The sequence below is a fragment of the Vibrio methylphosphonaticus genome, assembly GCF_023634655.1.
Lineage (GTDB): Bacteria > Pseudomonadota > Gammaproteobacteria > Enterobacterales > Vibrionaceae > Vibrio > Vibrio methylphosphonaticus.
Genome location: NZ_JAMKMS010000003.1, coordinates 242,133 through 267,821, shown reverse-complemented (window position 1 = coordinate 267,821; position 25,689 = coordinate 242,133). Strand labels below are relative to the sequence as shown.

At 43.0% G+C, this 25,689-nt stretch carries 20 protein-coding genes; 15 read left to right on the top strand and 5 right to left on the bottom strand.

Annotated features, from left to right (window positions below):
* Positions 1 to 139: 139 nt before the first annotated feature.
* Positions 140 to 658: a hypothetical protein gene (locus M9196_RS05225; RefSeq protein ID WP_250616469.1), complete on the top strand. Its 519-nt coding sequence runs from the start codon at positions 140 to 142 to the stop codon at positions 656 to 658.
* 120 nt (positions 659 to 778) lie between these two features.
* Here the strand turns inward: M9196_RS05225 and nfsA are convergent, their stop codons facing one another.
* The 3 genes from nfsA to M9196_RS05210 form a co-directional block, all read right to left on the bottom strand.
* Positions 779 to 1,501, bottom strand: a complete 723-nt coding sequence (gene nfsA, locus M9196_RS05220; RefSeq protein ID WP_250616468.1) for an oxygen-insensitive NADPH nitroreductase — start codon at positions 1,499 to 1,501, stop codon at positions 779 to 781.
* Positions 1,502 to 1,659: 158 nt separating this feature from the next.
* Positions 1,660 to 2,031: a thiamine-phosphate diphosphorylase gene (locus M9196_RS05215; protein WP_250616467.1), complete on the bottom strand. Its 372-nt coding sequence runs from the start codon at positions 2,029 to 2,031 to the stop codon at positions 1,660 to 1,662.
* Positions 2,032 to 2,294: 263 nt separating this feature from the next.
* Entirely contained in the window at positions 2,295 to 2,684 is a 390-nt protein-coding gene (locus tag M9196_RS05210; RefSeq protein ID WP_250616466.1) for a hypothetical protein, read from the bottom strand.
* Between the two features lie 175 nt (positions 2,685 to 2,859).
* Between M9196_RS05210 and M9196_RS05205 the strand changes: the two genes are divergently transcribed.
* The 3 genes from M9196_RS05205 (at position 2,860) to secF (ending at position 6,218) form a co-directional block, all read left to right on the top strand.
* The gene (locus M9196_RS05205) at positions 2,860 to 3,354 is read left to right on the top strand and encodes a hypothetical protein (protein WP_250616465.1); all 495 of its coding nucleotides are present in this window, start codon (positions 2,860 to 2,862) and stop codon (positions 3,352 to 3,354) included.
* 132 nt (positions 3,355 to 3,486) lie between these two features.
* Positions 3,487 to 5,313 (top strand): protein translocase subunit SecD, encoded by a 1,827-nt coding sequence (secD, locus tag M9196_RS05200; protein WP_250616464.1) that lies wholly within the window; start codon positions 3,487 to 3,489, stop codon positions 5,311 to 5,313.
* A gap of 2 nt (positions 5,314 to 5,315) precedes the next feature.
* Entirely contained in the window at positions 5,316 to 6,218 is a 903-nt protein-coding gene (gene secF, locus M9196_RS05195; protein ID WP_250616463.1) for a protein translocase subunit SecF, read from the top strand.
* A 104-nt stretch (positions 6,219 to 6,322) separates the two neighbouring features.
* On the opposite strand, the gene M9196_RS05190 is transcribed toward secF, so the two are convergent.
* Complete coding sequence (locus M9196_RS05190; protein ID WP_250616462.1) at positions 6,323 to 7,066, bottom strand: type 2 periplasmic-binding domain-containing protein; 744 nt, start codon at positions 7,064 to 7,066, stop codon at positions 6,323 to 6,325.
* 512 nt (positions 7,067 to 7,578) lie between these two features.
* Between M9196_RS05190 and M9196_RS05185 the strand changes: the two genes are divergently transcribed.
* From M9196_RS05185 to M9196_RS05160, 6 genes are read left to right on the top strand one after another with little or no spacing between them, the layout of a single operon-like run.
* Positions 7,579 to 9,213 carry an ABC transporter substrate-binding protein gene (locus M9196_RS05185; protein ID WP_250616461.1) on the top strand — a complete coding sequence of 545 codons (1,635 nt, stop codon included), beginning with the start codon at positions 7,579 to 7,581 and terminating at the stop codon, positions 9,211 to 9,213.
* A gap of 52 nt (positions 9,214 to 9,265) precedes the next feature.
* Positions 9,266 to 10,240 (top strand): ABC transporter permease, encoded by a 975-nt coding sequence (locus M9196_RS05180; RefSeq protein ID WP_250616460.1) that lies wholly within the window; start codon positions 9,266 to 9,268, stop codon positions 10,238 to 10,240.
* An 8-nt stretch (positions 10,241 to 10,248) separates the two neighbouring features.
* Positions 10,249 to 11,238 (top strand): ABC transporter permease, encoded by a 990-nt coding sequence (locus tag M9196_RS05175; protein WP_250616459.1) that lies wholly within the window; start codon positions 10,249 to 10,251, stop codon positions 11,236 to 11,238.
* Positions 11,238 to 12,191 (top strand): ABC transporter ATP-binding protein, encoded by a 954-nt coding sequence (locus tag M9196_RS05170; RefSeq protein ID WP_250616458.1) that lies wholly within the window; start codon positions 11,238 to 11,240, stop codon positions 12,189 to 12,191. Before M9196_RS05175 ends, M9196_RS05170 begins: the two co-directional genes overlap by 1 nt.
* A gap of 10 nt (positions 12,192 to 12,201) precedes the next feature.
* On the top strand, positions 12,202 to 13,173 hold the full coding sequence (locus M9196_RS05165) for an ABC transporter ATP-binding protein (protein WP_250616457.1): 972 nt from the start codon (positions 12,202 to 12,204) through the stop codon (positions 13,171 to 13,173).
* Positions 13,174 to 13,222: 49 nt separating this feature from the next.
* Complete coding sequence (locus M9196_RS05160; protein WP_250616456.1) at positions 13,223 to 16,666, top strand: hypothetical protein; 3,444 nt, start codon at positions 13,223 to 13,225, stop codon at positions 16,664 to 16,666.
* A gap of 218 nt (positions 16,667 to 16,884) precedes the next feature.
* On the opposite strand, the gene M9196_RS05155 is transcribed toward M9196_RS05160, so the two are convergent.
* Entirely contained in the window at positions 16,885 to 17,892 is a 1,008-nt protein-coding gene (locus M9196_RS05155) for a LacI family DNA-binding transcriptional regulator (RefSeq protein WP_250616455.1), read from the bottom strand.
* 581 nt (positions 17,893 to 18,473) lie between these two features.
* On the opposite strand from M9196_RS05155, the gene M9196_RS05150 reads away from it, so the two are divergent.
* The 5 genes from M9196_RS05150 to M9196_RS05130 all read left to right on the top strand — a co-directional run bounded on the left by M9196_RS05150 (position 18,474) and on the right by M9196_RS05130 (position 25,686).
* Entirely contained in the window at positions 18,474 to 19,352 is an 879-nt protein-coding gene (locus M9196_RS05150; protein WP_250616454.1) for a MalM family protein, read from the top strand.
* Positions 19,353 to 19,443: 91 nt separating this feature from the next.
* Positions 19,444 to 21,009: a glycoside hydrolase family 16 protein gene (locus M9196_RS05145; protein WP_250616453.1), complete on the top strand. Its 1,566-nt coding sequence runs from the start codon at positions 19,444 to 19,446 to the stop codon at positions 21,007 to 21,009.
* Positions 21,010 to 21,155: 146 nt separating this feature from the next.
* Positions 21,156 to 22,508, top strand: a complete 1,353-nt coding sequence (locus M9196_RS05140; protein WP_250616452.1) for a carbohydrate porin — start codon at positions 21,156 to 21,158, stop codon at positions 22,506 to 22,508.
* A gap of 235 nt (positions 22,509 to 22,743) precedes the next feature.
* Positions 22,744 to 23,685 carry a sensor domain-containing diguanylate cyclase gene (locus M9196_RS05135; RefSeq protein WP_250616451.1) on the top strand — a complete coding sequence of 314 codons (942 nt, stop codon included), beginning with the start codon at positions 22,744 to 22,746 and terminating at the stop codon, positions 23,683 to 23,685.
* Positions 23,686 to 23,868: 183 nt separating this feature from the next.
* On the top strand, positions 23,869 to 25,686 hold the full coding sequence (locus M9196_RS05130; RefSeq protein WP_250616450.1) for an extracellular solute-binding protein: 1,818 nt from the start codon (positions 23,869 to 23,871) through the stop codon (positions 25,684 to 25,686).
* The last annotated feature ends 3 nt before the right edge of the window (positions 25,687 to 25,689 follow it).

Sequence of the window (25,689 nt, the reverse complement as noted above, 5' to 3'; positions counted from 1 at the left end):
TACTGAATGAAAAAAATGACCAAAACCTTTGAAACTATCCGATTTCGTCAGGATTTTGTTAAAGCCGATAGATTACTTTGACCATGAGTCATGGGTTGCCTACAGTGCGGCTTACTTTCCCTATGACATGATAAATTGAATGAACAAATCACGTAACAATATGATTTTCTGTGCTGCTCTGATCGCTGCAATGCACACGCCTGTTCTCGCGAAAGATACGGAGGGGAAGCTTTCTGTGTTGGGTGGCGTGTCATTTTTAAATGCAGGTAAAGCGTATTCTTTGGGTGTCTATCAACTAAACGGAAAAGGGCAGTGGGGGTTTGGAGGTGGCATAGAGGCAGGACGATTTGAGGAAAATCCAGATGGGGGATACTACACTCAATCAGATTTCTCTGCCGCTAGGCTTGCACTTACTTATGGTGTCACTGACGAAATTTATCTTGCACCGAGTCTAGGGGTCATCCATTCAACATTAGACAGAAGTTACTTTTATGCTGGGCGTGATCACGTTGACCACCATACTCACACAGGCGTAACGCCAGGCGTTGATTTTATCGTTGAAAGTGAAGGTTGGACGGGAAGTGTCGGTGTGAGTCAATTACCATTGGTTGATCGCTCTGAAACGGCATTCAATTTTAAAGTGGGCTGGTCATTTTAAGTAGGAAATTATCTTCAATCGCGTTACAGGACTCAAGCGTTGACAAGACCAGTTAGCGCTATAACGAACCACTATGCATCCGTTATAGCGTCGACTTCATCAATGCTGGTGGTAAAGATATTATCGTTTAGTGAGTCCCTTGCTTTGGAGATAAGGCAGCATATGTGGTCGTGATTCCCCTGAAAGTTTGCTGGTTGTTTGTTGTGACCACGTTGTTTGTTTTTGATTACCGGCCCGGTGTGCATAGTAATGCTGCATGGACGCATCGTAGGTGTGGATATCATTTTTATCTAACGGTTGATATACGTTCTCATGCATGATGACATCCGCAGGCAGGCGGGGCTTAATATCAGGATCTTGATCTGGGTGCCCTAGACACATACCAAACAATACGGCCGTCCCTTGTGGTAGGTTGAGTAGCTCATCCACTTTTTGGGCGTTGTTGCGTAGACCACCAATATAGACCCCACCTAATCCTAAAGACTCAGCTGCAAGTAGACAATTTTGCGCCATAATACCCGCATCCACCGCGCCAATTAATGTTAACTCAGTGAAATCAGCCTGTACCTCTGGATTTATCGCAATGTGGCGCTGATAATCGATGCAGAAAACTAAAAATTCAGCGGCTGACGCGACATAGGCTTGTCCACCCGCGTATTCAGCCAAAAGAAGCCGTTTATCTTGGTCGGTTACCCTGACAATGGAAACAACTTGCAGCAAGCTTGAAGATGATGCGGCTAAGCCCGCTTTTACGATAACATCTCGTTGCTCGGCACTTATTGGTTGTGACGTGAATTGACGAATGGAGCGGTGCTCTAACATAGTAGCGATAGTTTGGTTCATGATGTCACATCATCCTTGTGAGTTGGGGTTATACAACTCACGAGTCTATCGACATTTTCTAGTATGGTAAGTGATGAGTATCTCAGATGGCAAGATGGAGCAGACTAAGAGCGCTAGTATGCCTAACGCTCATAGTGAATTCGAGGGCGTGTATTGAGTTATAGACAAATTGCGACAATACCGGCAGTCGTCAACGCAATTAACGCATACCACATATATTGAATGGTTTGGTTGGCGACGTTGTTTTTAATGTAAGTGATCTCTTCTGTAGCAAAATGAACAAACTCACTGTGGCTTATTGAAAGTTCATGCTGAGTATCTTTTACTTCTTGCTGCAGTTTTCCAAAGACAGTATTGATGAAGTTTTTTGCTTCCTCTAGTGGCGCAGGTGCAAACGCTAAACTATCCCAAATAGCCATTCGAGATTTGAACTCGTTGTCACCTACACAATTTAATTTAAGCAAATCATGCTCACGTTTAATGCGTTCTTTATTCATTTTATCGGAACATAAATTTTTAAATGCATTCACGACAATTACTCCAAACGATTCATATCAGTTTAAAAGAAAGGACGCTTTTCGCCCGCTCTTAACTTGCAGCGCATACTAGTTGATGTTTCCAAGAGACATCAACTAGTGAATTTTGTCACCACGATAGATATTCATTGTGTTGGTTTACATGGTTGATAAATAATGTGTTTGTGGGGTTTTTTATGTGTGACAGGTGGTATCTGATGCAATATTAATTCGTAGCTTCAGGGTTAGTGGTGCGCCCCCTTTGAGTATTTAACATATTAAGATGTTGGGTTTTGTACATCACTGGCTAAATCCTGAACGCATTGTTTGAGTCGCTGTAATCCACTAATTTCACCACATTCAATATGCTCAATGGGTGCATAACCGTTAAACCGGTTGGTATTACTGCGAACATTAATAAAGTTATTGATGAAGTGCGAGTTGTCAAACGCGGTACGTAAATAGCCATCTATCTCAACAATGATGTGGATTCTCTCCATCGTTGAGGGGGTAACCGCAACCGTAGCCGGCGTAATTTTAAGACGGGCATGCTGGGCTGGAGAAAGCTCCAATATTGCTTCTGTTTGAATATTTGAGGCACCCCAGCCATCAAGAATGGTGAGGGCGTATTTGACTAATGTAAGTCGTTCATTTTGCGACAGTTCCATTGTTCACCTTCACTTATGTGCCTGAAATATTCAGCGCCACTCTATTCACTATAGTGGTCGGTTTTTGTTCCCTCAAGATGGCTGACGAAAATTGAAGTATGAATTTAGTATTTTTTATTTGTGTTTGTATTCGGATAGGCGAATAATGGCGGCGTAAATTCATTGAGGTTAAACCGTGTCGAAGTCCTTGTTGTCGTTTGTGCTTTCATTCTGTGTCGTAGTTCTTACGTCCTTTGGAGTTACTGCGTCTGAAAACATAGCGTCTGAAAACATTTCGTCTAGTATTTCTTTTGATGTGAGTTCTGGTGTTGCCTCAGGGCAAGGTGCATCGTCATTTACGCCGGATATTGCTCAGAACCCTCACCGTACGCAGACGTCGTCTCAACCTGCTCACCCGATGTCAACGCACTCTGATGATAATCGAATTAAAGCGATTTTATCAAACCTTCGTTGGATCAGTAATGGCAACGAGCCTCATGAGTTTGAATCTGCAAATTTTGGTGTCGTTACAGAAGTTGGCGATGCTTATTGCTGCTTTAAAGCGGGCTTGATTACAGACATCCCCCTCTCATTTGCTAATTACTACTATTTCCATATCAATGATCACCGTGTCAGTGGCTGGAAAGACAGCAATACCTTCTACGTTGCCTTGAATGGGCACTACGCATAGCGCTTGTTAAATTAACGAATAACAATGTGCGGATAACAAAGTAATAGATGGTTCACGATGTGTGAATTATCGGATTTTGTCTCCTCTCCAAAGGTCAATTTTTAATTATCAGCTCAGTGCTGAGGAAGAATTATGCGTGTAAAAAATAAACCATTAAAGCGCTTGAACCATTATTCCAAATGGAAATATTTGGTCCTTATTACAACGTGTTTGCTGTTAGCATTAAGTGCCTTGCCATCTTGGTATGGTGAGAAGCCAGCCATTGAGCTGAAATTTACGGATAGCAGTAGCCAGTTCGACAGTCCATTCAAAATTAGCAGTTTACTGGATGCTCAAGGTGTTAAAGCCGAATCTATAGCCCTGACTGGCAACAAAGCGACGTTAGTTTTTAATGATGAAGCGGATCAAACCAAAGCCAGAAATACCCTCAATGACGTAATAGGTAAAGGTGATAGCCTTTCCTACTCCTACACGTCGATTGCACCAGCATGGCTAAAAGAGATGGGCTTTGCTCCCATCAAGCTGGGTCTTGATTTGCGTGGTGGTGTTCAATTTTTGCTGAATGTGGATGTTGACCAAGCGATTTCTGAGCAGCGTGATGCCGTTATCGATGAAGTGAAGCAAGCCTTGCGAGAGCAGCGGATATTTGGCGTCACTGTGAGCCCTAAAAATAGTAATGGCATGTTAGTGCGCACTAAAGATAAAGAGGATGAAGTTACCGTGCGCCAGTTCATCAATAGCCAATACCCAGAGTGGTTAGCTAAAGGCGACAGTGAAGGACTCTCCATTACTTTGCGTGAGCAAAATAGTAGTGAGTTCCTTAACCTAACGATGCAACAGAACTTAAAAATCATGCGCCAGCGCATTGAGGAACTAGGGATTACTGAAGCGCTAGTTCAACGTCAAGGTGAGTCGGGCATTCGCATCGAATTACCAGGCGTGCAAGACCCTTCAATGGCCAAGCGCGTTATCGGCGCGACGGCGAGCTTAGCATTTTATGAGGTCAAAACTCCGGGTGGTGAAGCGGTATCAACACTGAGAGTAAAAGACGAGCAAGGCAGCATGGTTGTGCTGGTGAAAAAGCCAGTATTAACTGGTGAACATATCGTCAATGCTAGAGTCGGTTTCGACCAAATGCATCGTCCGGAAGTAGATATTTCCCTCGATCACATGGGTGGAAAAATGATGAGTGACTTTTCTGCCACTCACATTGGTAAACCTATGGCAACGGTGTATCGCGAATATGGTGTGAATGCTCGTGGAGAAACGCAAAGAAGCGAGAAAGTGATCAGTGTTGCGACCATTCAGTCTCAGCTTGGTAGCCAGTTTAGAATTACCGGATCTGGTGACTTAGAAGAAGCACAGCAGCTTGCACTATTGCTACGTGCAGGTTCATTGACGGCCCCAGTGACCATTGTTGAAGAGCGTACTATCGGTGCTTCACTAGGTGCGGAAAACATTCAAAATGGTTTTGCTGCGCTAGCGCTAGGTCTAGGACTAACGCTAACGTTCATGGCGTTGTGGTACCGACGCCTAGGTTGGGTTGCGAATGTGGCGCTGATGCTCAACATGAGCTGTTTGTTAGGCCTGATCGCATTGGTTCCTGGTGCGGTATTAACACTGCCTGGTATTGCCGGTTTAGTACTTACTGTGGGTATGGCGGTGGATACCAACGTGCTCATCTTTGAAAGAATACGTGACAAACTCGCCGAGGGGAGAAGCTTTGCTCAGGCTATTGACCAAGGTTTTAATTCGGCAGTAGCCACAATTTTGGATGCCAATATCACCACGATGATTACTGCAGTCATTTTGTATTCAATGGGTAATGGCCCAATTCAGGGCTTCGCGCTGACGCTAGGTTTAGGTCTATTAACCAGTATGTTCACCGGTATTTTCGTTTCTCGAGCCATCATCAATCTTGTATGGGGCAAAGATGCTCGCAGAGAAGTAAGGGTATAATGATGAAAAACTATCTAACCACTCATATTCGTTCAATTCGCTATTTCACGAACATGTTGTCAATCGCTCTTGTGGTGCTATCTATCATTGTGGTGGGCATCAAAGGCCTAAATTTGGGCTTAGATTTTACTGGTGGCGTGGTTTCTGAAATTCAGTTATCGCAGCCAACCACTCAAACTGAACTTCGCGATGCATTAAGTCCAGTATTGGGTGAGGGCATTTCAGTGACCAAGTCCGGTGATGAAGGACGTTGGACTATCCGTTACTCTGCTGACCGTGGCGACGCGGTACACCAAGAGTTTAAACAAGCACTGGCCAAGGCATACCCTGACTCAAGCATTGTGAGTGATAGCATCGTTGGCGCTCAAGTTGGTCAAGATCTCTATGACCAAGGTGGCTTAGCACTACTGGTATCGTTGCTAAGTATTCTAGGGTACCTGAGTTTTCGTTTTGAATGGCGCCTCGCGAGTGGTGCATTGGCGGCGTTACTCCATGATGTGGTTTTAGTCTTAGGTTTCTTTGCTTTAACTCAGATGGAGTTTAATCTTACCGTTTTTGCAGCGATTTTGGCGATACTTGGTTATTCCTTGAATGACTCGATTATCATTGCCGACCGTATCCGTGAGATCTTAAAGTTCAAGCCCCATGAAGATACGGCGTTAGTCAGTGACCAAGCCGTATTGGGGACATTTGCCCGTACAATGGTGACGTCAGGCACAACGCTAATGACGGTAGGAGCTCTTTGGTTCTTAGGTGGCGACGCCCTACAAGGCTTTGCTACGGCTATGTTCATCGGCATCTTCTCTGGTACATGGTCCTCCATTTCAATGGGTACGGTGCTACCAGAATGGCTCAAGCTAGAAGGGAAGCATTACCAACCTGTTGAGATCGACTCTGCGCCGTAAGCGTTTTTACTATAAAGAACTTATTGTGTATAAAAGGCGACTTAAATGTCGCCTTTTATACATTCTTTGTTGTCATTATTGAATCTGCCAATTTGTTTTTTGCACTAGATAAATGGGTTATGTAGCGGTAACACCTCGCGTTTATCTAAAGCCAGTTCCTTCTCAATATCACCAAAGTATTCTTGATATAATGCTTCAAATCCCCCCGTTTCCTCCAATATTCGAAGACCTTGTTCGACTCTTTTAGCAAGGTCAGGACGATTGGCGTTGACGTAGAAAACGAGTGGGAAGGGGTAGAGGATCATTTTGTCTTTTAGGAGGATAATACTCTTTTTATCATCTACACGTTGCTGATAAATATCTAGCGCCTCATTGGCACCAAAGCAGACAAAATCACAACTTTTATCTGATAAAAGGGTAAAGAGACCCTCAAAGCTGCCTTTTTCGACGACATTGAAACCATTGTGGCGAAATAACTCTGCGTCTACCCAGGTCTCAGGGATACCAATTTTTAACTGTTTAATGGATTGGATGGAATGAAAACGAGCTTGGTCATCAGCTCGAATAAATAAAATTCGCTGACCGAGTAATGCTTTCGTCAACGATCGATTGACCTCTATAAATGGTTTCCCAGAAAATTTCTGATTCCCTTTAACCGTGACTAAAATATCAACACCTGTCTGGAATATATTACCTTCATCATCCGCGTTGGGATAATCACTACAGTCATCAAAGAGTAAAGTGTCATCTGCTGATTGCGAAGTGGTCTGGAGTATTTTTTGGAGTAAGCTTCGCTCAAAATTCTGACGAGGTCCTGATTTATTGCCATTCCAAAAGTGAATCTTCATATTGCCTCCTTTGTTGTAAGCGTTTTCAAAATTATGCCATAGAATCCAGTGTTAATCAGTGATGTTGCTGTGTTCACTCAGAAATATAGTAGTGATAAATTGAGTAACTATATGTTTTTGAAGTTTATATTTACCATGTTTTTTGTTGTTGTATCTGTCATTGAAGGGAGGTTCAGTATTTATCCAAAATAAAGCGCTTTCATAAAGTTAGAGCGGTCACACTTCTGTATGTTGGCAACTGACTCATGGGTAGCTTTATAAGTTACTGATATTAAAGTGTTTTATTATAATATCTCTTATTTTTATTTATGTGTTTATGTCTAAGTTATTGATTATGCTAATTTTGTCTTTTTGTGATCCGTTCGAGGTTTATTACTGAAGGCTTTGTTATCCGTGCATTCATTGAATAGTATCTGGAAAAGAAAGCGCTTTCTTTTGTAAATGTTAACCCCCCTATATGACGAGAAATTAGAAGATCGCGCTTGTCCACTCTAAAAGAAAAGGATTCAGAGATGCAAAAAATAACTCTCATCGCCTCAGTATTATGCGGAGCTTTAATGACTGCTGGCGCGCAAGCGGAAGAGATTAAACAGGGCGGGACGCTGACCGTTCCAATTATCAATACGGGGTTTGTTGACAATTTCAATCCATATACAACAAAAGATCTCTATCACGGTGTGATGTTTGAACCTTTAATGGTCTTTAATAATATGACGGGTGAAACGAACTGGAGATTAGCCGAGTCAGCAGACTATTCTGATGACCTCAAAACCATCACGGTTAAACTACGTGAGGGCTTAAAATGGTCTGATGGTAGCCCACTTACTGCTGAAGATGTGGCGTTCAGTTTCACGATGACTAAAACAGCGCCAGCTTTTGACCAGAAAGGTATTTGGTCAGGCGGAAATCTTGCTTCGGTAAATGTCATTGATGAACGTACTGTGACATTCGAACTTAATGACGCCGACTCAACATTTTTATGGAACTTCCCTTCATACCATATTGTTCCAAAAGCAGTATGGAGTCAGGCAAAAGACTTAACAACATTTACAAACCCGGATCCAATTGGTAGCGGTCCAATGACAACGGTGAAGTATGTTAAGCCTCAACAAGTTGAGCTCTGCCGAAACCCTAATTACTATCTAGCGAACTTACCTCATCTTGATTGCATTACGTACCGCTCATACAACGACAACTCTCAAATTCAACCTGCACTAATCAAAGGTGAGATTGATTGGGGCTCCAACTTTATTGCTGACATTGAAACGACCTTTGTCGCTCAAAACCCAAGCGAGCATCACTTTTGGTATCCAGCGAATGACGCTATCCATTTGTACGTAAACACCAAAGAAGAACCTTTCAACGACATACGAGTACGCCAAGCGTTATCCATGGCATTGGATCGTGAAGCAATTGTAGACATTGCCGCTTATGGCTACCCAACTGCCAACTTTAACGTCGGTGGTATTGGGGAGCTCTACATGAGCAGCATTGATAAACGTGTAAATGATAAATTTTCTGAGCTTACTCGATATGACGTTGATAAAGCGAAAGCTCTACTCGACGAAGCGGGCATTAAAGACCGCAACGGTGATGGCTTTAGAGATGATAAATCCGGCAATACGGTTGAGTTTGATATTGAAGTGGTCAACGGCTGGACAGACTGGATTCAAGTGGTTCAGATGGTCTCTGAGTATTATGAAGAAGTCGGTATTAAAGCTAAGGTGAAAACCGTTGATTGGGCCGTTTACGACAGCAACCTAAAAGACAGTAATTACAAAATGTCGATCAACTGGTCGATGGTCGCAACTAATCCAATTTTGGCTTATCAAGAGTATTTTTCGACCTCTCGCATCGGTAAAACATGGCATGCCGGACATGGTGTTAACAGTGCTGAAATCGATCAGTTAATTGAAAGCTTCGGTAAAACTGGGGATAAAGCTAAACAACAAGCCATCCTTTCTGAATTACAAAGCTTTACGGCAGAGAATTTGCCATTTATCCCACTTTTCTCAAATCCTACGTGGTTCCAATATAACTCAACAAAAATTGTTGGTTGGCCAAGTGAGAAAAATCCGTATATCCAGCCAGTATGGTACGACGGTGGCAAGCGCGTAATTATTCTTAATAATTTACATCTTAAGTAACTGACGTCATTGGGGCTATCACTTTGCTAGCCCCTTTTATAAAGGTATTGCTATGTCGTTTTTAGCTCGCCGTTTTGGCTTTTATTTTACCGCATTTATTATTGCAATTTCGTTCAACTTTATGTTGCCAAGGCTGATGCCTGGCGACCCTGTAGATGCGCTGTTTGCGGCAGCACAAGGACGTATGGATCCGTCCCAAATGGATGCTGTGCGTGAAATGTATGGTTTTGTTGATGGTAATATTTTCGTTCAATATTTTTCTTATATTAAAAGTGTGTTTACGTTGGATTTAGGGCCTTCGGTTTTAATGTTTCCAGTGAGTGTCTCTGACGTGTTGGCTATGGCTTTGCCATGGACCATGTTTCTGGCTCTGGGGTCATTAATTGTTGCGCTTATCATCGGCGTCAGTATTGGTACTTATGCCTCTTATCGCCGTGAAGGTTTTTTCGGGCAGGTGGTTCCGCCAGTCTTAGCTTTTATCAGTAACTTTCCTTATATCGTCACGGCCTTATTACTGTTTTATTTTTTCGGTTTAAAAATGGAGCTGCTGCCGCTTGCGTATACGTATGACCCATCTTTAGAACCAGCCTGGACATGGGAATTTATTTCTAGTGTGGCTAAGCATGCGATTTTACCTGTTGGCTCTATGGTTATTGTTGGTATTTCAACTTGGGTCTTCAATATGCGAAATGCCATGATCAATGTTCTAGGGGAAGATTATGTCACCATGGCTGAGGCGAAAGGGCTGAGCAGTTTCCGTGTGATGTACCGCTATGCAGGACGTAATGCCATTTTACCTGTCGCGACGGCGATTGCGATGGCCATAGGCTTTTCGTTTGCCGGTTCCATTATGACCGAGGTGGTTTTTAACTATCAAGGGCTAGGGAATATTCTGCTCAAAGGAATCATTGCGCGTGATTATCCACTCATCCAAGCTATTTTGCTCATTCTCGTTACCGCTGTATTAACAGCAAACTTTATTGCCGATCTTCTATATGTTTGGCTCGACCCACGTATTTCAAATTAGGGTGCATTATGGACAAGTTAATTGATGCTCATAAATACACAAACCAGCCAAACTTAGCTATCCGTGAAGCTCGCTTTTCATGGAAGAATATCAAAAATAAGCTGAGTACGGTTTACGCATTTTTTTACGGAAACCCTCCGGCCATTATTGGTGGAACATTGATGAGCTTAGTGTTGATCGGAGCAATATTCGCTTCTTCACTAGCAACCCATGACCCTCAAAAGCGTGTGGCAAGACCTCATATGGCACCAAGTGCGGACCATGTTTTGGGGTCAACTCGAAGTGGACGTGATGTCTACAGCCAAGTGTTACATGGTGCGAGAAAATCACTCACCGTAGCCTTGAGTGCAGGGGTGATCGCTATGACTATAGCAGTGCTCGTTGGGGTATCGTCTGGGTATTTTGGAGGGAAAATCGATGACCGTTTGAACTTCTTGACCAACGTTTTTCTTGTTTTTCCTCAATTACCTTTATTGATAGTGTTAGCCGCCTTCTTAGGGCAAGTCGGGTCCTTGGTGATAACGGTATTGTTGGGGATTACCTCCTGGCCCTGGGGGGCGAGGGTGATTCGTTCACAAACCATGGCGATAAGAAATAAAGAATTCATTATTTCTGCTGAGGTAATGGGGGAATCAAAAGCACGTATCATTTTAGTAGAAATACTGCCGAATTTGGTCTCGATCGTGTTTGGTGGTTTCCTTGGAACTGTTATCTACGCCATGGGTGCGGAAGCTGGCCTTGGTATTCTTGGACTGGGAGATGCGACGGAAGTGAGTTGGGGTTCTATGTTGTATTGGGCACAGACCTCTTCATCACTGTATACCGGTGCATGGTGGGAAATGTTAGTACCTGCAATGGCACTTGCAATTACAGGCGGCGCGCTTGCTCTGATTAATATGTCTATCGACCAAGTGAGTAATCCGAAATTACGGACGGGACCACACATGAAACTGTGGCACAAACTAAAGAAAGAAGCAGACAAGCGTCGAGGCCTATAATGAGTGCACTACTTGAAATTAACAATTTATGTGTTGATTACGTTTCACCAAACGGTATCGCACGTGCAGTAAATAATGTCAGCTTAACCATTCAACCAGGCGAAACCTTAGGTATCGCCGGTGAATCAGGTTGCGGAAAAAGTACCTTAGCGTTTGCCATTTCACGGTTACACAAAGCTCCGGCATTGATTTCAGAAGGTGAGGTCCTCTACAAGGGAGAGGATGTGCTGAAAATGAACGCTCGTCAGCTACGTAAGTTTCGTTGGAATGATGTGTCTGTTGTGTTTCAAAGTGCGATGAACTCGTTAAACCCTGTTATCACAATAGGTGAACAGCTGGTGGATGTGATCCTCGCGCATAAAAAGGTCAGCTACAAGCAAGCATATGAACGTGGTGCCGAACTATTAGAAGTAGTGGGGATCCATGCCGATCGAATGGGAAGTTTTCCCCATCAACTCAGTGGTGGTATGCGTCAACGTGTCGTTATTGCTATCGCTTTAGCGCTAGAGCCTAAGTTAATAATTATGGACGAACCGACCACGGCTTTAGATGTGGTGGTAGAACGTGAGATTTTGAACGAGCTTTATGATCTTAAAACGAAGTTTGGTTTCTCCATTTTGTTCATTAGCCACGACTTAAGTCTGATGGGTGAGATTGCTGATCGAATTGGTGTGATGTACGCAGGAAACTTGATTGAACTGGGCAGTGCAGGTGAAGTGTTTGGTTCGCCTAAGCATCCTTACACAAAAGGGTTGATTGCTTCATTCCCGACAATTCATGGACCCAAAGAGCGCCTTTATGGTATCCCGGGCAACCCTGTGAATCTGTTAAACATCCCGACTGGCTGTAACTTTCAAGAGCGCTGCGGCGAGTGCACGAAAGTATGCACTCGTGAAGAGCCAAAGTTAATAAAAACTGATGCTGACCGCTTGGTCGCTTGTCATCTGATGTGAGGTAAGAAAGATGCAAAGTAATGAAGTGATTCTTTCCGTCAACAATTTAGTCAAAGATTTTCCTCTTGGTCAATCGGCAAAAAGTAATGTAATGCGTGCAGTCAATGATGTCTCGTTTGAACTTAAAAAAGGTGAAGCGTTAGCGATTGTTGGAGAATCTGGGTCAGGCAAGAGCACGGGTGCTCGAATCCTAACTCGCATTTATGATGAGACATCCGGCAACATTAGCTTTAAGGGTGTACCACTTAACACTTACATCGAAAAAAATGGGGCTCTTGAGTACGCACGTCAAGTACAGATGATCTTTCAAGACCCGTTTGGCAGCCTAAATCCCGTGCACACGATCTATCATCATATTGCACGTCCGCTACTGATACATAAACGTGCAGCAAAAGAAGCCGTGCCACAGTTAGTATACGACTTACTTGAATTGGTAGGTTTATCACCGGTAAAAGAAACGGCGGAAAAATTCCCCCATGAATTGAGTGGTGGGCAACGGCAACGTGTTGCTATTGCTCGTGCGCTTGCCGTTGACCCTGAAGTCATCTTGGCTGACGAGCCTATTTCGATGCTAGATGTCTCTGTTCGACTGGGTATTTTGAATTTAATGGCGGACCTTAAAGACAAGCATGGTATCTCATTTATGTATATTACTCATGATATCGCCACGGCTCGTTATTTTGCTGAGAAAACCGCAGTTATGTACGTTGGTCACATGGTGGAGTGGGGAGCAAGTGATAACGTAACTCAAAACCCGCAGCATCCTTATTCTAAATTGTTGCTTTCCGCTGTGCCGGAAGCAGGCAAGGCTGGTCGTCGTGAACTCATGGTGAAGAAAGGGGATATACCGTTGTGGAAGCCTGATAGTGTTGGTTGCCCATTTTATATGCGCTGTCCGAATGCATCAGAGCAGTGTCAGACCCAGATGCCAGAGCCAGTACAAATTGCACCTGAGCACTTTGCTCGTTGCCACAACCTTTAATTCTCATTTTAGCGCAAAAGAAAGCGCTTTCAAATAAGTGATATACATTATGGAAAATAGACCAAAAGAGAGTGCTTCAGCCGTATCAGGGCAATTTGTCGATCGAGACGGAGAGCGATTTTACAAAATTAGTGATGTGGACCAAATGTCCCCATTTTTTATCAGTGTGGTATCAGCAAGTAATCATTGGTTCTTTATTTCGTCTACTGGTGCTTTGTCTGCCGGGCGTGTTCGTCCAGAGAACGCCCTTTTCCCGTATCGTTCAGTGGACCATATTCATGAGAGCGCCCACAACACGGGCGCGAAAACCATCGTCAAGGTTGTGAGAGGGGATGGGGCGCCATTGCTATGGGAACCCTATAATGAGCACCATGATGGTCGATATGAGGTTCAAAGGAACTTATATAAGAACTCAGTCGGTGACAAAATTATTTTTGAGGAAGTGAACCACTCTTTAGCACTACGCTATCAGTACAGTTGGAGCTGTGGTGAGGCATTTGGTTTCGTAAGAGAAACGGAAATCACCAACTTATCGCAAACGAATGTGCACATGGAAGTGATCGATGGTATCCAGAACTTACTTCCATCGGGGGCGCCATTACAGGCGTTGCAGACTCGCAGTGCACTTGTTGATGCTTACAAATGGAACGAGCGTGTTGATGACTTGCCTATGGCAACGTACAGCATGTACGCAAAGCTTAGTGACCGAGCCGAACCGGCAGAGTCTCTAAGGACAACGACAGCGTTTTCTATCACGGATAATGACGCCGATATTTTACTGAGTGCAAAAGCATTGGGGCAATTTAGGAAAGGCTTGCCGATACAGCATGACCAACTTACCCGCGGTGAACGTGGCGCTTATTTTATTCATCAAGCTATTGAACTAAAGCCAGCAGAGAAAAAGGCTTGGTTGATGGTCGCTGATATCGACAAAACCCACGTAGAAGTCGATGAACTAAGGCAGTCGATACACCGTGGTGACGACCTCCTGAAATTGGTACAGGAGGATGTCGCGCGTAATCAGTTGGATCTCGTTACGTTAATGTCAGGTGCTGACGCTTGGCAATTAACATCAAATGAAGAAACGAGCGTGCACCATTACGCCAATGTATTGTTTAACAATATGCGTGGTGGTGTGTTTGTATCGGGGTATCACCTTGATACTGCCGATGTCATTAGTTCATTAAAGGCGATGAACAGCCGCGTGTTTGAACGACATAGTGATTTCATTGCCTCTTTAAATGCGAACCTTACGCACCCAGAGTTAATGGCAGCAGCCAAAGCTACAGGTGATGACCAGCTTGTACGCTTATGTTACGAATATTTACCGCTAACGTTTGGTCGCAGGCACGGTGATCCAAGCCGGCCATGGAACCACTTTGAAATAAAAGTGCGTGATGATGAGGGAAATCGACTCCTTGCCTATCAAGGGAATTGGCGCGATATTTTCCAAAACTGGGAAGCTATGGCGCTGAGTTATCCGCATTTTATTGGTTCGTTTATTGCTAAGTTTGTCAACGCATCGACGGTTGATGGCTATAATCCTTATCGAATTACAAAAGAAGGGGTGGACTGGGAATTATTGGAACTGGATGACCCTTGGAGCAATATTGGTTATTGGGGTGATCACCAGATCATTTACCTACTTAAGTTCTTAGAGCTTGCCGACAAATATCACCATAATGACCTGACATCATGGCTCTCTGACGCGAACTATAGTTACGCCAATGTGCCTTATGAGCTGTGTAATGTAGAAGGGTTACTTGCAAACCCGAAAGACACGGTTTCTTTTAATACTCAAAAGCAACAGTTAACAGAAGAATTAAGCGCAACGCTAGGCAGTGACGGTCGCTTACTACTCGATAGAAATGGCGAAGTTTATCAAGTTAATCTGCTGGAAAAATTGTTGGTCCCTCTGTTGTCAAAGTTGAGTAACTTTGTTCTTGATGGTGGTATTTGGCTTAATACCCAGCGCCCAGAATGGAACGATGCGAATAACGCAATTGTTGGTAATGGTTTATCGATGGTGACGTTGTATTACATTCGTCGCTATGTCACTTTCTTGCGAAAGCTTGTCTGTAAAGCGTCTATGAGTGTTGAGTTGTCTAACGAAGTGTCAACATGGTTACTGAACACGAATACTCGCCTAAAAGAAATGTTAACGATTGTACGAAGTAATGACATTACACCAGAGCTTCGCAAACAGATGTTAGTTAACCTTGAAGAGAGTGCAGATGCGTATCGCCAACGAGTATACGCGGATGGGTTTAGTGGTAAATCCAATATCGATATGAGCAAAATCAATGAGTTGTTGGACGTCAGTGTGTCATTGCTTGATCAAAGTATTATGAATAACAAACGCAGCGATGGTTTGTACAATGCTTACAATATTCTGGACTTGTCTCATGGCACGGCTGAAGTTGCGGAGTTGTACCCCATGCTAGAAGGGCAGGTTGCCATATTGAGTTCCGGTATTCTGGATTCCAAGCAAGCTATTACGTTGTTAGATAAGCTATTTGCTAGTGATATGTACCGGGAAGATCAACAGAGTTTCATGCTCTATCCAGATCGAACGTTACCAAGTTATTTAGATAAAAACCAAGTCTCAAGTACTATGCTAGAGCACTGTGAATTACTCCAAGTCATGTTAGCTGCCAATGACAAGCGATTGGTCGTTGCGGGTGGCAATCAACAGGTACACTTTAATGCTGATTTTGAAAATGTGGGTAAGTTAATCGATAAAATCGCAGAAGTGAAGGATGATTACCCTGCCCATTCAGAACAGGACTGGGAACAAATAAAAGACATCTACGAGCTGACGTTTAACCATAAAGCATTTACAGGCCGTTCAGGCACGATGTTTGGTTATGAAGGCTTAGGTTGTATTTATTGGCACATGGTTTCTAAGCTGCTACTCGCAGTACAAGAGAATTATCAACGTGCATACTTGGAATCTCCGGAAAGCGAAGAAACGGCTAAGCTAGCTGATTATTACTATCGCGTCCGCGCGGGGATAGGGTTTAATAAAACACCAGATGTATATGGCGCATTCCCTACAGACCCTTATTCTCATACTCCTAAACAAGCGGGTGCACAGCAACCGGGAATGACAGGACAAGTGAAAGAAGAGATTTTAACGCGCTTTGGTGAACTGGGTATTGAGATTACGGATGGTGAAATCCATATCTCACCGACGTTGTTACAAAAACAAGAGTTCATTACTCAACCGAACACGTTCTGTTACTTTGATGTAGAAGGGCAGCGACAAAGTATACCAATGCCAGTCAATAGCCTTGCATTTACGTATTGTCAGGTGCCATTTATGTATGTCATTAACCAATCGAAAGAGTTGAGTATTGACGTTGAAATGGTTTCGGGTGAGGTGACAATACTAAAATCGGCTACGATACCAACGCTGCTCAGCAACGCTATCTTTTCTCGTGCTCACCAAGTAAAAGCAGTAACGGTTAATTTGCCAATGAGCATGATGTAACAGGGCTATTCAATAGTCGCTATGCGACGTTGGGGGGTGGTAAGTAAAGAAAATACTTTGCGTTTCTGCCTAGGCTATAAGTATTAGGCTTAATCATATAAAGGGGAGTCACCATTTGGTGCTCCCCTTTATTATTCTTGAAAAGAAGTGCGCGACAAAAATTGATTGGCAATGAAAACTGAACAGCGATAAAAATGTTTTTCCGATTTTGCAGGGAATCACTCTGTTAAATCTTTGACTGAGCCTCTAACAATAACGTCTGGGACAATAGGTGCGCTTGGCTGCTTCGCGTTACTCTTGCCTTGCACGATTCCCATGACTTTCTTAGCGGCTTCGGTTGCCATGGTTTGAATTGGAAAGTCAATGGTGGTCAATCCCGGTGTCATATATTGACCAAATGATACGTTATCAAAACCGATAATTGAAATGTCTTCGCCAACAGTGAGACCTCTTTCAATACACAAGCTATACGCCGTCATCGCAATATTATCATTCATACAGAAAATTGCGGTGAGAGGAATATCTCGGTCGAGCAAGCGACGAATGGCTTCATGGTTGCACTTGTGATCAAAACGTCCTTCAACAACCGCGTGTGGATTGTAGTCAATACCATATTGGCTCAGTGCGTTTCGAAAACCTTGTAGACGATCTCGGCTGTCGACTTTGCTTAATTGACCCGTCACACAGCCAATATGTAGGTGGCCTTTTTGAATAAGGTGTTCGGTTGCAAGAAAGCCGCCTCGTTCATTATCTATCCAAATACAACGATCGGCTATCTCTGGAATATAACGGTTAATGAGCACCGTCGCTTCGACTTCGTTGGCGATTTCTAGCAGTTCGCTATCGGGTAGGGTATCGACAGTCAGTACTAGGCCGTCTACTTTTTTGGAACGAAGAAAGCGGATAGATTCATGCTCTTCGTCATATTTTTCATGACCGCTGGTAATGATTAGGTGGTAGTTTTCTTTACGTACGACTTTTTCCACTTCATGCATCATCGGTCCATAGAAGGGACCATCTAGGGTTCCCACCAACATACCAATACTGCATGAGCGGTTTGAAGCTAGCGCCTGGGCAAACGCATTTGGTTTATAGCCCAATTGCTCGATCGCTGCATATACTCGAGTTTTGTTTGCTTCTTTGACAGAAGCGTGCCCATTAAGCGTTCTTGAGACCGTTGCTTGAGAAACTTGAGCGAGTTCAGCGACTTCTTTTATCGTAATCAATCTTATATTCCTAATCATTTAACGATGAAATTATACAACAGAATCATAGTAATACCGTGATGTGTTAACGTAAGTTCGATGTTTCAAAAAGAAAAACGTGATCAAAGTTGCGAATTTCATTTCTTGACGGACAGGATTGGGAAAAGTTGATGATTTAGTGACCAAGCACACGTTGTGAAATGTAAGCGCTTTCTTTATGGTGATGTTGTTCAAGGTTTAAGATAGGGAAGCCGATCATCCGTGTACAGTAAGGCTATTTTCGATTACTCTTCTATTATCAAGAGAAAAGAGGATTAGACGCTTAAATTTCCGTACATTTAAATGAATGGTTAATTAAGAGTCAGCACTGTTTTTTTAATTACAAAAGAAAGCGCTTTCTTTTTCTTGTGCTTATAGCGTGATTATCAAACATAAGGAATGTGAGAATGGCTATTAACGAATTAAGCGTCTAGGCTGACCAGTTTTTGTCGGGATAGTGTTATTTGGGGGAGGAAGCATATGGGGATATGTGTACTCAGTTATCCCGACGTTTTTATTTCTAGTATTAAGTGTCGCAGTTTGTAAAAGGCAAAGGAATGTATATGAAATTACCATTACTAGCATCGATATTGCTCTCAACTGTCGTAGGGTGCAGCCAAATTCCTCAGCATTCAGACGTTTCTGGCACGAGCGTATTAGCGGCGGCTCCGTTGTGCTGCCTAGACTATTCAGAGCTGCATTATCAAGAGCTGAGTCATACAAATGAGTTAACCATCGAATTGAATCATCGATCTCAAGCTTTCGAGTTTCCGACTGGGAAGTCGTTTTTTCAGGCTTATGACCTTTCACGCTTTGGACATATTCAGCGTTTTGATGTTTATTCCAATATAGAAAACCAAGTATTTGTACCTAAGGTTCAGCTACTTAATAGTGATTATTCTGTTATTCACACTAGCACAAATGATGATTTGATTTTGGAAAAGCAAACGATTTTTCATCCAGATCGCTATCACTTATCAGTGGTGATGAATAAGAACGAACAAGCCGAATATTTGGTGATATACACCACACAGGCGTCCCTGGTTGAAAAAACGTCGCGGCAGTTGCCAGACTCGTTTGCAGCGCAACGCAGTCAAAGCATTGAAATGCAGAAACGTGTGCTTCAGCCGTTTTCTATTCATAGCGCCATGGGAAAGTTAACGTTATCCATCGATGGTATAGAAAAAGGGCTACCGCCTAAATCTAAATCGGGACAAGTGGAGCCTGTTCAACAAGCGGCATCACTACCTATTCTCACCGTCAGTTCATTTGAACAATATAAAGCCAGTTTAACTCAGCGAGACCTCAATAATTACGGTTTAGAAATTGTCGATTTGGTAAAACAAAATAAATTTGAAGAAGCATTATCGCTTGTTAATAGGGCGACGAACCCGGCGATAGCCAAAAACATATTCATGCAATCTGTGAAATTACACCCCTAATTTTTAATCGTAAGCATAACAATATAAATCAATAGTAAAGACGGATTCTTTTCATTGTAAAACGGAAGGTATCGTCATACAGGGAATTAATATGATCAAGAATGTAACTACACGTTCCGCTCTATCTTCTGCGCTGCTCGTAGCTTTATTTGGCTGTAGTTCTACCAGCGAGCCACTGACATTTTCTAAAGAAGAATTGAATGACCCTACCGGAAGTCCTGACGCTGTTTGGAATATGGTTTGGAACGACGAATTTCAAGGAGATGAAATTGACAAGTCGAAGTGGAGTCATGAAGAGAACTGTTGGGGTGGGGGAAATAATGAGCAGCAATGTTATACCAAGCGGAAAGTAAATTCATTTGTTGATAATGGAGTCCTGCATATTGTCGCGAAAGAAGGCAGTTTCACTGGACCAAATAACAATAAAGGCGATATGCGCTCAAAAGCAACACTGCCTTTTACCTCTGCAAGACTACGCACATTAAATAAAGGTGATTGGAAATACGGTCGTTTTGAAATAAGAGCAAGGTTGCCTCACGGACAGGGCACTTGGCCCGCAATATGGATGCTACCGACGGACCAAAAATATGGGACTTGGGCAGCTTCTGGTGAAATAGACATCATGGAGGCGGTTAACCTCAAGGTGCAAACCGATATAGAAGAGGCTCCTGTAGGTGAGTTAGAAAGTCGTATATATGGCACGCTACATTATGGGCGTCAATGGCCTGAAAATGTCAGCTCTGGCACTGACTATCACCTGCCAAATCAAATCAACCCTGCAGATGGTTTCCATACATACGCTGTTGAATGGGAAGAAGGTGAAGTCCGTTGGTATGTTGATAACATTCATTTTGCGACTCAGCGTCAAGATGGTTGGTATAGCCAGTACAAAGAAAATGGTTCGCTTACCACTGCAAAGGAAAGCGCACCATTTAACGAGCGATTTCATATGTTGATTAACCTCGCGGTAGGAGGCTCTTGGTCAGCTAATCGTAATGAGGGCGGGATTGATAATGACATCTTCCCGCAAACATTGGCGGTTGATTACGTTCGTGTATTTGAATGTAGCGTAGACCCAGATACTGGCAAGGGGTGTGCTACCGTTTCTGATGACGCTAAGTTCGTAAAAGGAAACGCTGCACCACCAATTATTATTGCTGATAAGGACTACGGTAAAGGTAACGAACTGTCCATTTTTGGTGATGAGCTAAATAAGCACCTTGTTGTGAGTGGTTACGATCCGGATGGTCAAGTTAGTGTGTTATTCATCGACGAGCCTAAACGTGGCAAAGTGATTGAATTAACTAAAAAAGGCAAAGTCGGTAATGCGTATTTCATCACTCCTGAACTCGATTTAAGTGATTGGGCGGATAAAGGTGAGTTGGTATTTGATATTAAAGTTCCGACGGCAAATAGTGATTCTCAGTTATTAGTCAAAATGGACAGCGGTTGGCCACTTGCTGGCGATTATGAAGTGCCTTTAAAAGTGGGAGAGCAGTGGCAGGAAGTAAGAATTCCACTCTCGCAACTTGTGAGTAACGGTAACCGATTTGCGAAAGGAAGTACGGTCGATTTATCTAAGGTTAAGAACCTACTCGTTTTAGAGCCCAATGCATCCCTGACCGTATTCTTAGATAACATCCGTCTTGTTCGTTAATTTTTACTCTTAATATCGCTAATACACGTCGTTATTAGCGATATTAAATAAAGTTCAGCAGTTATATATCGCAGTGGTTAAGCGTTTTTATCAGAATCATTAACGATCATAAAGAAAGTGCTTACAAAAAATGGAGTGGCATTTACATGAAAGTATCACAAATAGCGTTAGGCGTTGTTGCCGCATTGAGCGTCAATACCGGGATTTTTGCACAAGAAACAGAAGGGTTTGAGTTTCATGGATACTTTAGGACTGGTGTCATTACCAGTGCAGAGAATGATTTCAAACGCGCAAACTACGCAGGACAAAAAGAGACATTAGGTCGCCTTGGAATTGAAGCCGACAATGACTACAAAGCAAACTTTGCCAGTACGTGGGTATTTGAAGATGAACGCAGCTTCAAAATTCATTTTGGGATTGGTAAGTCAGGGAAGGAGTCAGCGTTAACGTCAAGCTCTGATGCGATTGATGCTGGTATTACCAATGCGTTCATCGAACTTAACGGTATTACGCCGTCGGGTACGTTTTGGGCGGGACGAAGAGAATACGGTAAAGCGGATAATTATATATTCATGACCGACTTCTTTTATACTGACATGTCAGGAACGGGTATTGGAATTCAAGGTTATGAGCTCGGTGACTCAATTGTTGATTTAGCGTACATCGGCAGTGATAGAGTGAATGAGGATGTCGACCGCTGGGCCACTTCACCGGCTGCCGTTGGTAATAATGCTACGAACCTAAATAACTTAATGCATGCCCTTAATATTTCATCAACGTTTGGTAACTTAAAGTTATCTGCGTTGCTAAAAGCGATGCCAGACAACTGGGATACAACCGGTAAAGAGTGGGCGGAAACGGGTTATGATTTGACGGCTACTTACAATCTAAGCAGTTTCTTTGCTATTCCTGGAAATGGTTTCTCTAAGATAATAGTACAAGGTGGTAAGGGTCTAGGAGCAGGTAATTTATTAGGGGGAACAATCACAGACTATAATGCGTATCATCCAGGTTCATTGGCACAGGGACAGCATAATGACTGGGGAGCCGCAGGAGAAGCCTCGTATCTTCTTACCCAATTAGAAGACGATGATACTTCCGCTCGTATATTAATGTGGGGCGGATATACTTTTGATAATGGCGTGAGTTTGTTTCCTTCCATTCAAGCACAATACAACGATATGGCTACGGGTAGTGCGCGTACCGATGGCGGTTATAACTACTGGGCATCTGCAATGGTAAGACCAACGATACCAGTGAGTCAGCACTTTTATCTTCAAGGAGAAGCTGGCTATGTTTACAACAATTGGAATGGTAACTCATGGAAGCAGACAAAATATACTGTCGCGCCAACGTTTATTCTTCCAACCTCACTTGGAGTGGCGCCGGAAGTTAGACTACTTGCAACCTACCTTCCTGAATCTTGGACTAGCAAAGACAGTAAGGGTGATGCGGCAAGTGACTTTATTGTAGGCTTTCAAGCCGATGTATGGTGGTAGAAATAAGATCAATAATGTTATTAATATTGTGATCTTGTAATGTTTAAGTAAGGCAAAAAATAGAAAGGCTGATTGATTCAGCCTTTTTTTGTGACATTAATTCAAAAAATGTGCAGTGCGTAACGAAAATAAACTTTGGACTTAGAAAAGTCGTTAAGACGCAGGAATAATCGTCAACTAGGGTTTAAACTCTAGCATTCTATATTCAACCCAATGCATTTTATAAAGCGAATTTATGCTCGATCTTATATTGTCAGCACATCAAGGATCTCAAGAAGAGTTACTAGGCTTATCAGAAGTCTTTGACGCTGTTGATGCGTATATCTTTATAAAAGATAGCAACGGCAACTACCAATACGTCAACAAAAAGGCAGTCGATACCTTTGGTGTTGATTTAGATGGTATTCGAGGCAAAACGGACTGGCATTTGTTTAGTTATGGTACGGCTAAATTGATGCGCGCTAATGATAAGCGCGTCATTGCATCCCGCAAACCCGCTCAACAAAAGATCCCGTTTTTTATTGGTGACGAAGAGCAGTACCATTTGACGGTCTCTTCCCCCATTGTTAAAAATGGCGAAGTGCTGGGTGTTATTGGCTTTGCTGTTGATATATCAAAAGACATGGAAGAGCGTCAAACGCTATTAGAAGAGGCTAATACGGACGGATTAACAGGTTGTTATAATCGTCGGTATTTGCATTTAGCGTTGGAAGAGCAGTATCAAAAATACCAAAATGACGGGACGCAATGTTCAGTTCTGATTATTGATGTCGACCGTTTTAAACCCATTAATGACAAATACGGCCACTCCGTCGGAGACAGGGTTCTTGTAGCGGTGGTTAACGCGATAAATAAAGGCACAAGAGAAGAAGATTTATTGTGCCGCTATGGTGGTGACGAGTTTGTCTTAATCCTACCGGGAAGCAGTCTTGAACAAGCCCACTTATTGGCGAGTCGTCTTTCTAAAAAAATAGATGCGTTGAGCTTCGTCAGCAGCAGCGGTAAAGCGTTTGGAGTGTCGTGTTCTATTGGTGTCGCGACGCATTCGGCGATTGAAGGCAATATTATCGAACGTGCTGACAAGGCGCTTTACGTGTCGAAAAAAGGCTGTCGTGGTCGGGTGCATATGTATTGCTCAGAGCGGCAAGACATCGTCGCTTGTGACTTATGCGGCTAAGAATTCAGCACCTTTGCGAAGGTACTGCAAACTTTAATGTTAAATCATTTCTTAATCGGCTCTACCCCTTGAAAACCCCGTGAAATACAGCTATTTATAACAGTATAATCAAATTTACTTGTTGTTAGCTTGTAAGGAAAAGGACGCCTTAAAACGCCCTTTTTCTATTTTAGGGAGAAAGGGATGGCAGTATTGAGAAACGTTGTGTTGGTTACACTAGGATGGTTCGCCACCAGTGCAATCGCCGCAAATACAATAGAAAGTACCACTTTGGTTGGTTTTGGTACCGCTAAGTATCCTGAAAACTTCACTCACTTTGACTACGTTAATCCAGACGCTCCCAAGTTTGGTAAAGTCACTTATGGCCAAATTGGCACTTACGACAACTTCAATCGTTTTGCCTCTAGAGGCCAACCAGCCGCCGCTACCGGCAATTTGTATGACCCACTTATGTTCTCACCCAGTGATGAAATTGATTCATACTATCCGTTGATCGCGCAAAAAATTCGCTATTCAGATGATTACTCTTGGTTAGAAGTGGATATCAACCCCAAGGCTCGATTCAGCGATGGTCACCCGATTACCGCCAAGGATGTTGAATTTACCTTTGATAAATTCATGAAAGAGGGCGTGCCTCAGTACAGGGTTTACTACAAAGATGTTAAATCCGTTAAGGCGATAAGCGAGCGGACAGTTCGTATCGAAATGTCAGTACCTAATAAAGAGAAGCTGTTTGGCATCGCAAAAAATACCCAAGTGTTGCCTGAACACTTTTGGAAAGACAAAAATTTTGCCGAACCACTGTCTCAGCCTCCTGTAGGCAGTAGCGCTTATAAAATCGTCGATTATAAAGTTGGACAGAGTTTGACTTATGAGCTTGATGAAAACTACTGGGCTAAGGATCTACCAGTAAACGTCGGGCGCAATAACTTCAAAATTGTACAATATGACTACTATCGTGATGATACGGTTATGCTTGAAGCGTTTAAAGCGGGGGAGTTTGATCTTAGGCAGGAATCCAGTGCTAAATTTTGGGCGAGCTCTTATTCGGGCGCAAATTTTGACAAAGGCTATATAAATAAAGAAGAAATAGAACACCATAAACCAATGTCGACTCAAGCCTTTGTGTTCAATACAGAGCGAGCTGTTTTTAGTGATCCTAAAGTCCGTGAGGCGCTAAATTATGCAATGGATTTTGAGTGGATGAACAAGAACATGTTCTATAACCAATATACAAGGACACGTAGCTACTTCCAAAATACTGACTATGAAGCAAAAGGTGTACCTAGTGAGGCTGAGTTAGCTATTTTGAATAAATATAAAGGCCAAGTTCCCGAGCGAGTATTCATCGAAGAGTACAATCCGCCAGTGACGGACGGGTCAGGGCGTATTCGTCCTCAAATGCGCAAGGCATTTGCGTTACTCAAAGAAGCTGGCTGGGTATTAAAAAACAAGGTCATGACGAACGTTGAAACGGGTGAACCCCTGAGCTTTGAGTTGTTGATGTATAGCCCAACGACAGAGCGAATAGCGATTCCGCTACAAAAAAACATGCGGGCGATGGGTATTGATATGCGATTACGTACGGTCGATACCACTCAATACCTAAAACGTTGGCGAGACCGTGATTTTGATATGGTTTCTTCAAGGTATTCTGAGCACCCTTACCCAAGCTCTAACCTAAAGATTGTGTGGAACTCTAACTTTATTGATTCTACTTATAATCAAGCAGGGGTTAAAGACCCTGTGATTGATGAGTTGACGGATCTTATCGAGCAGAATCAAGAATCCCCTGAGATGCTTTTAGCGTTAGGTCGCTCCCTTGATAGGGTATTGCAATGGAATTACTACATTATTCCTCAGTGGTACATTAAAAAATATCGTGTGGCAACATGGGATAAATTTGAGCGCCCTAATGTTCTACCTACTTATGACCTAGGTATTGATACCTGGTGGGTATCTAAAGAGAAAGCTGACAAGCTTCCTGAAAAGCGTCGATAAGAG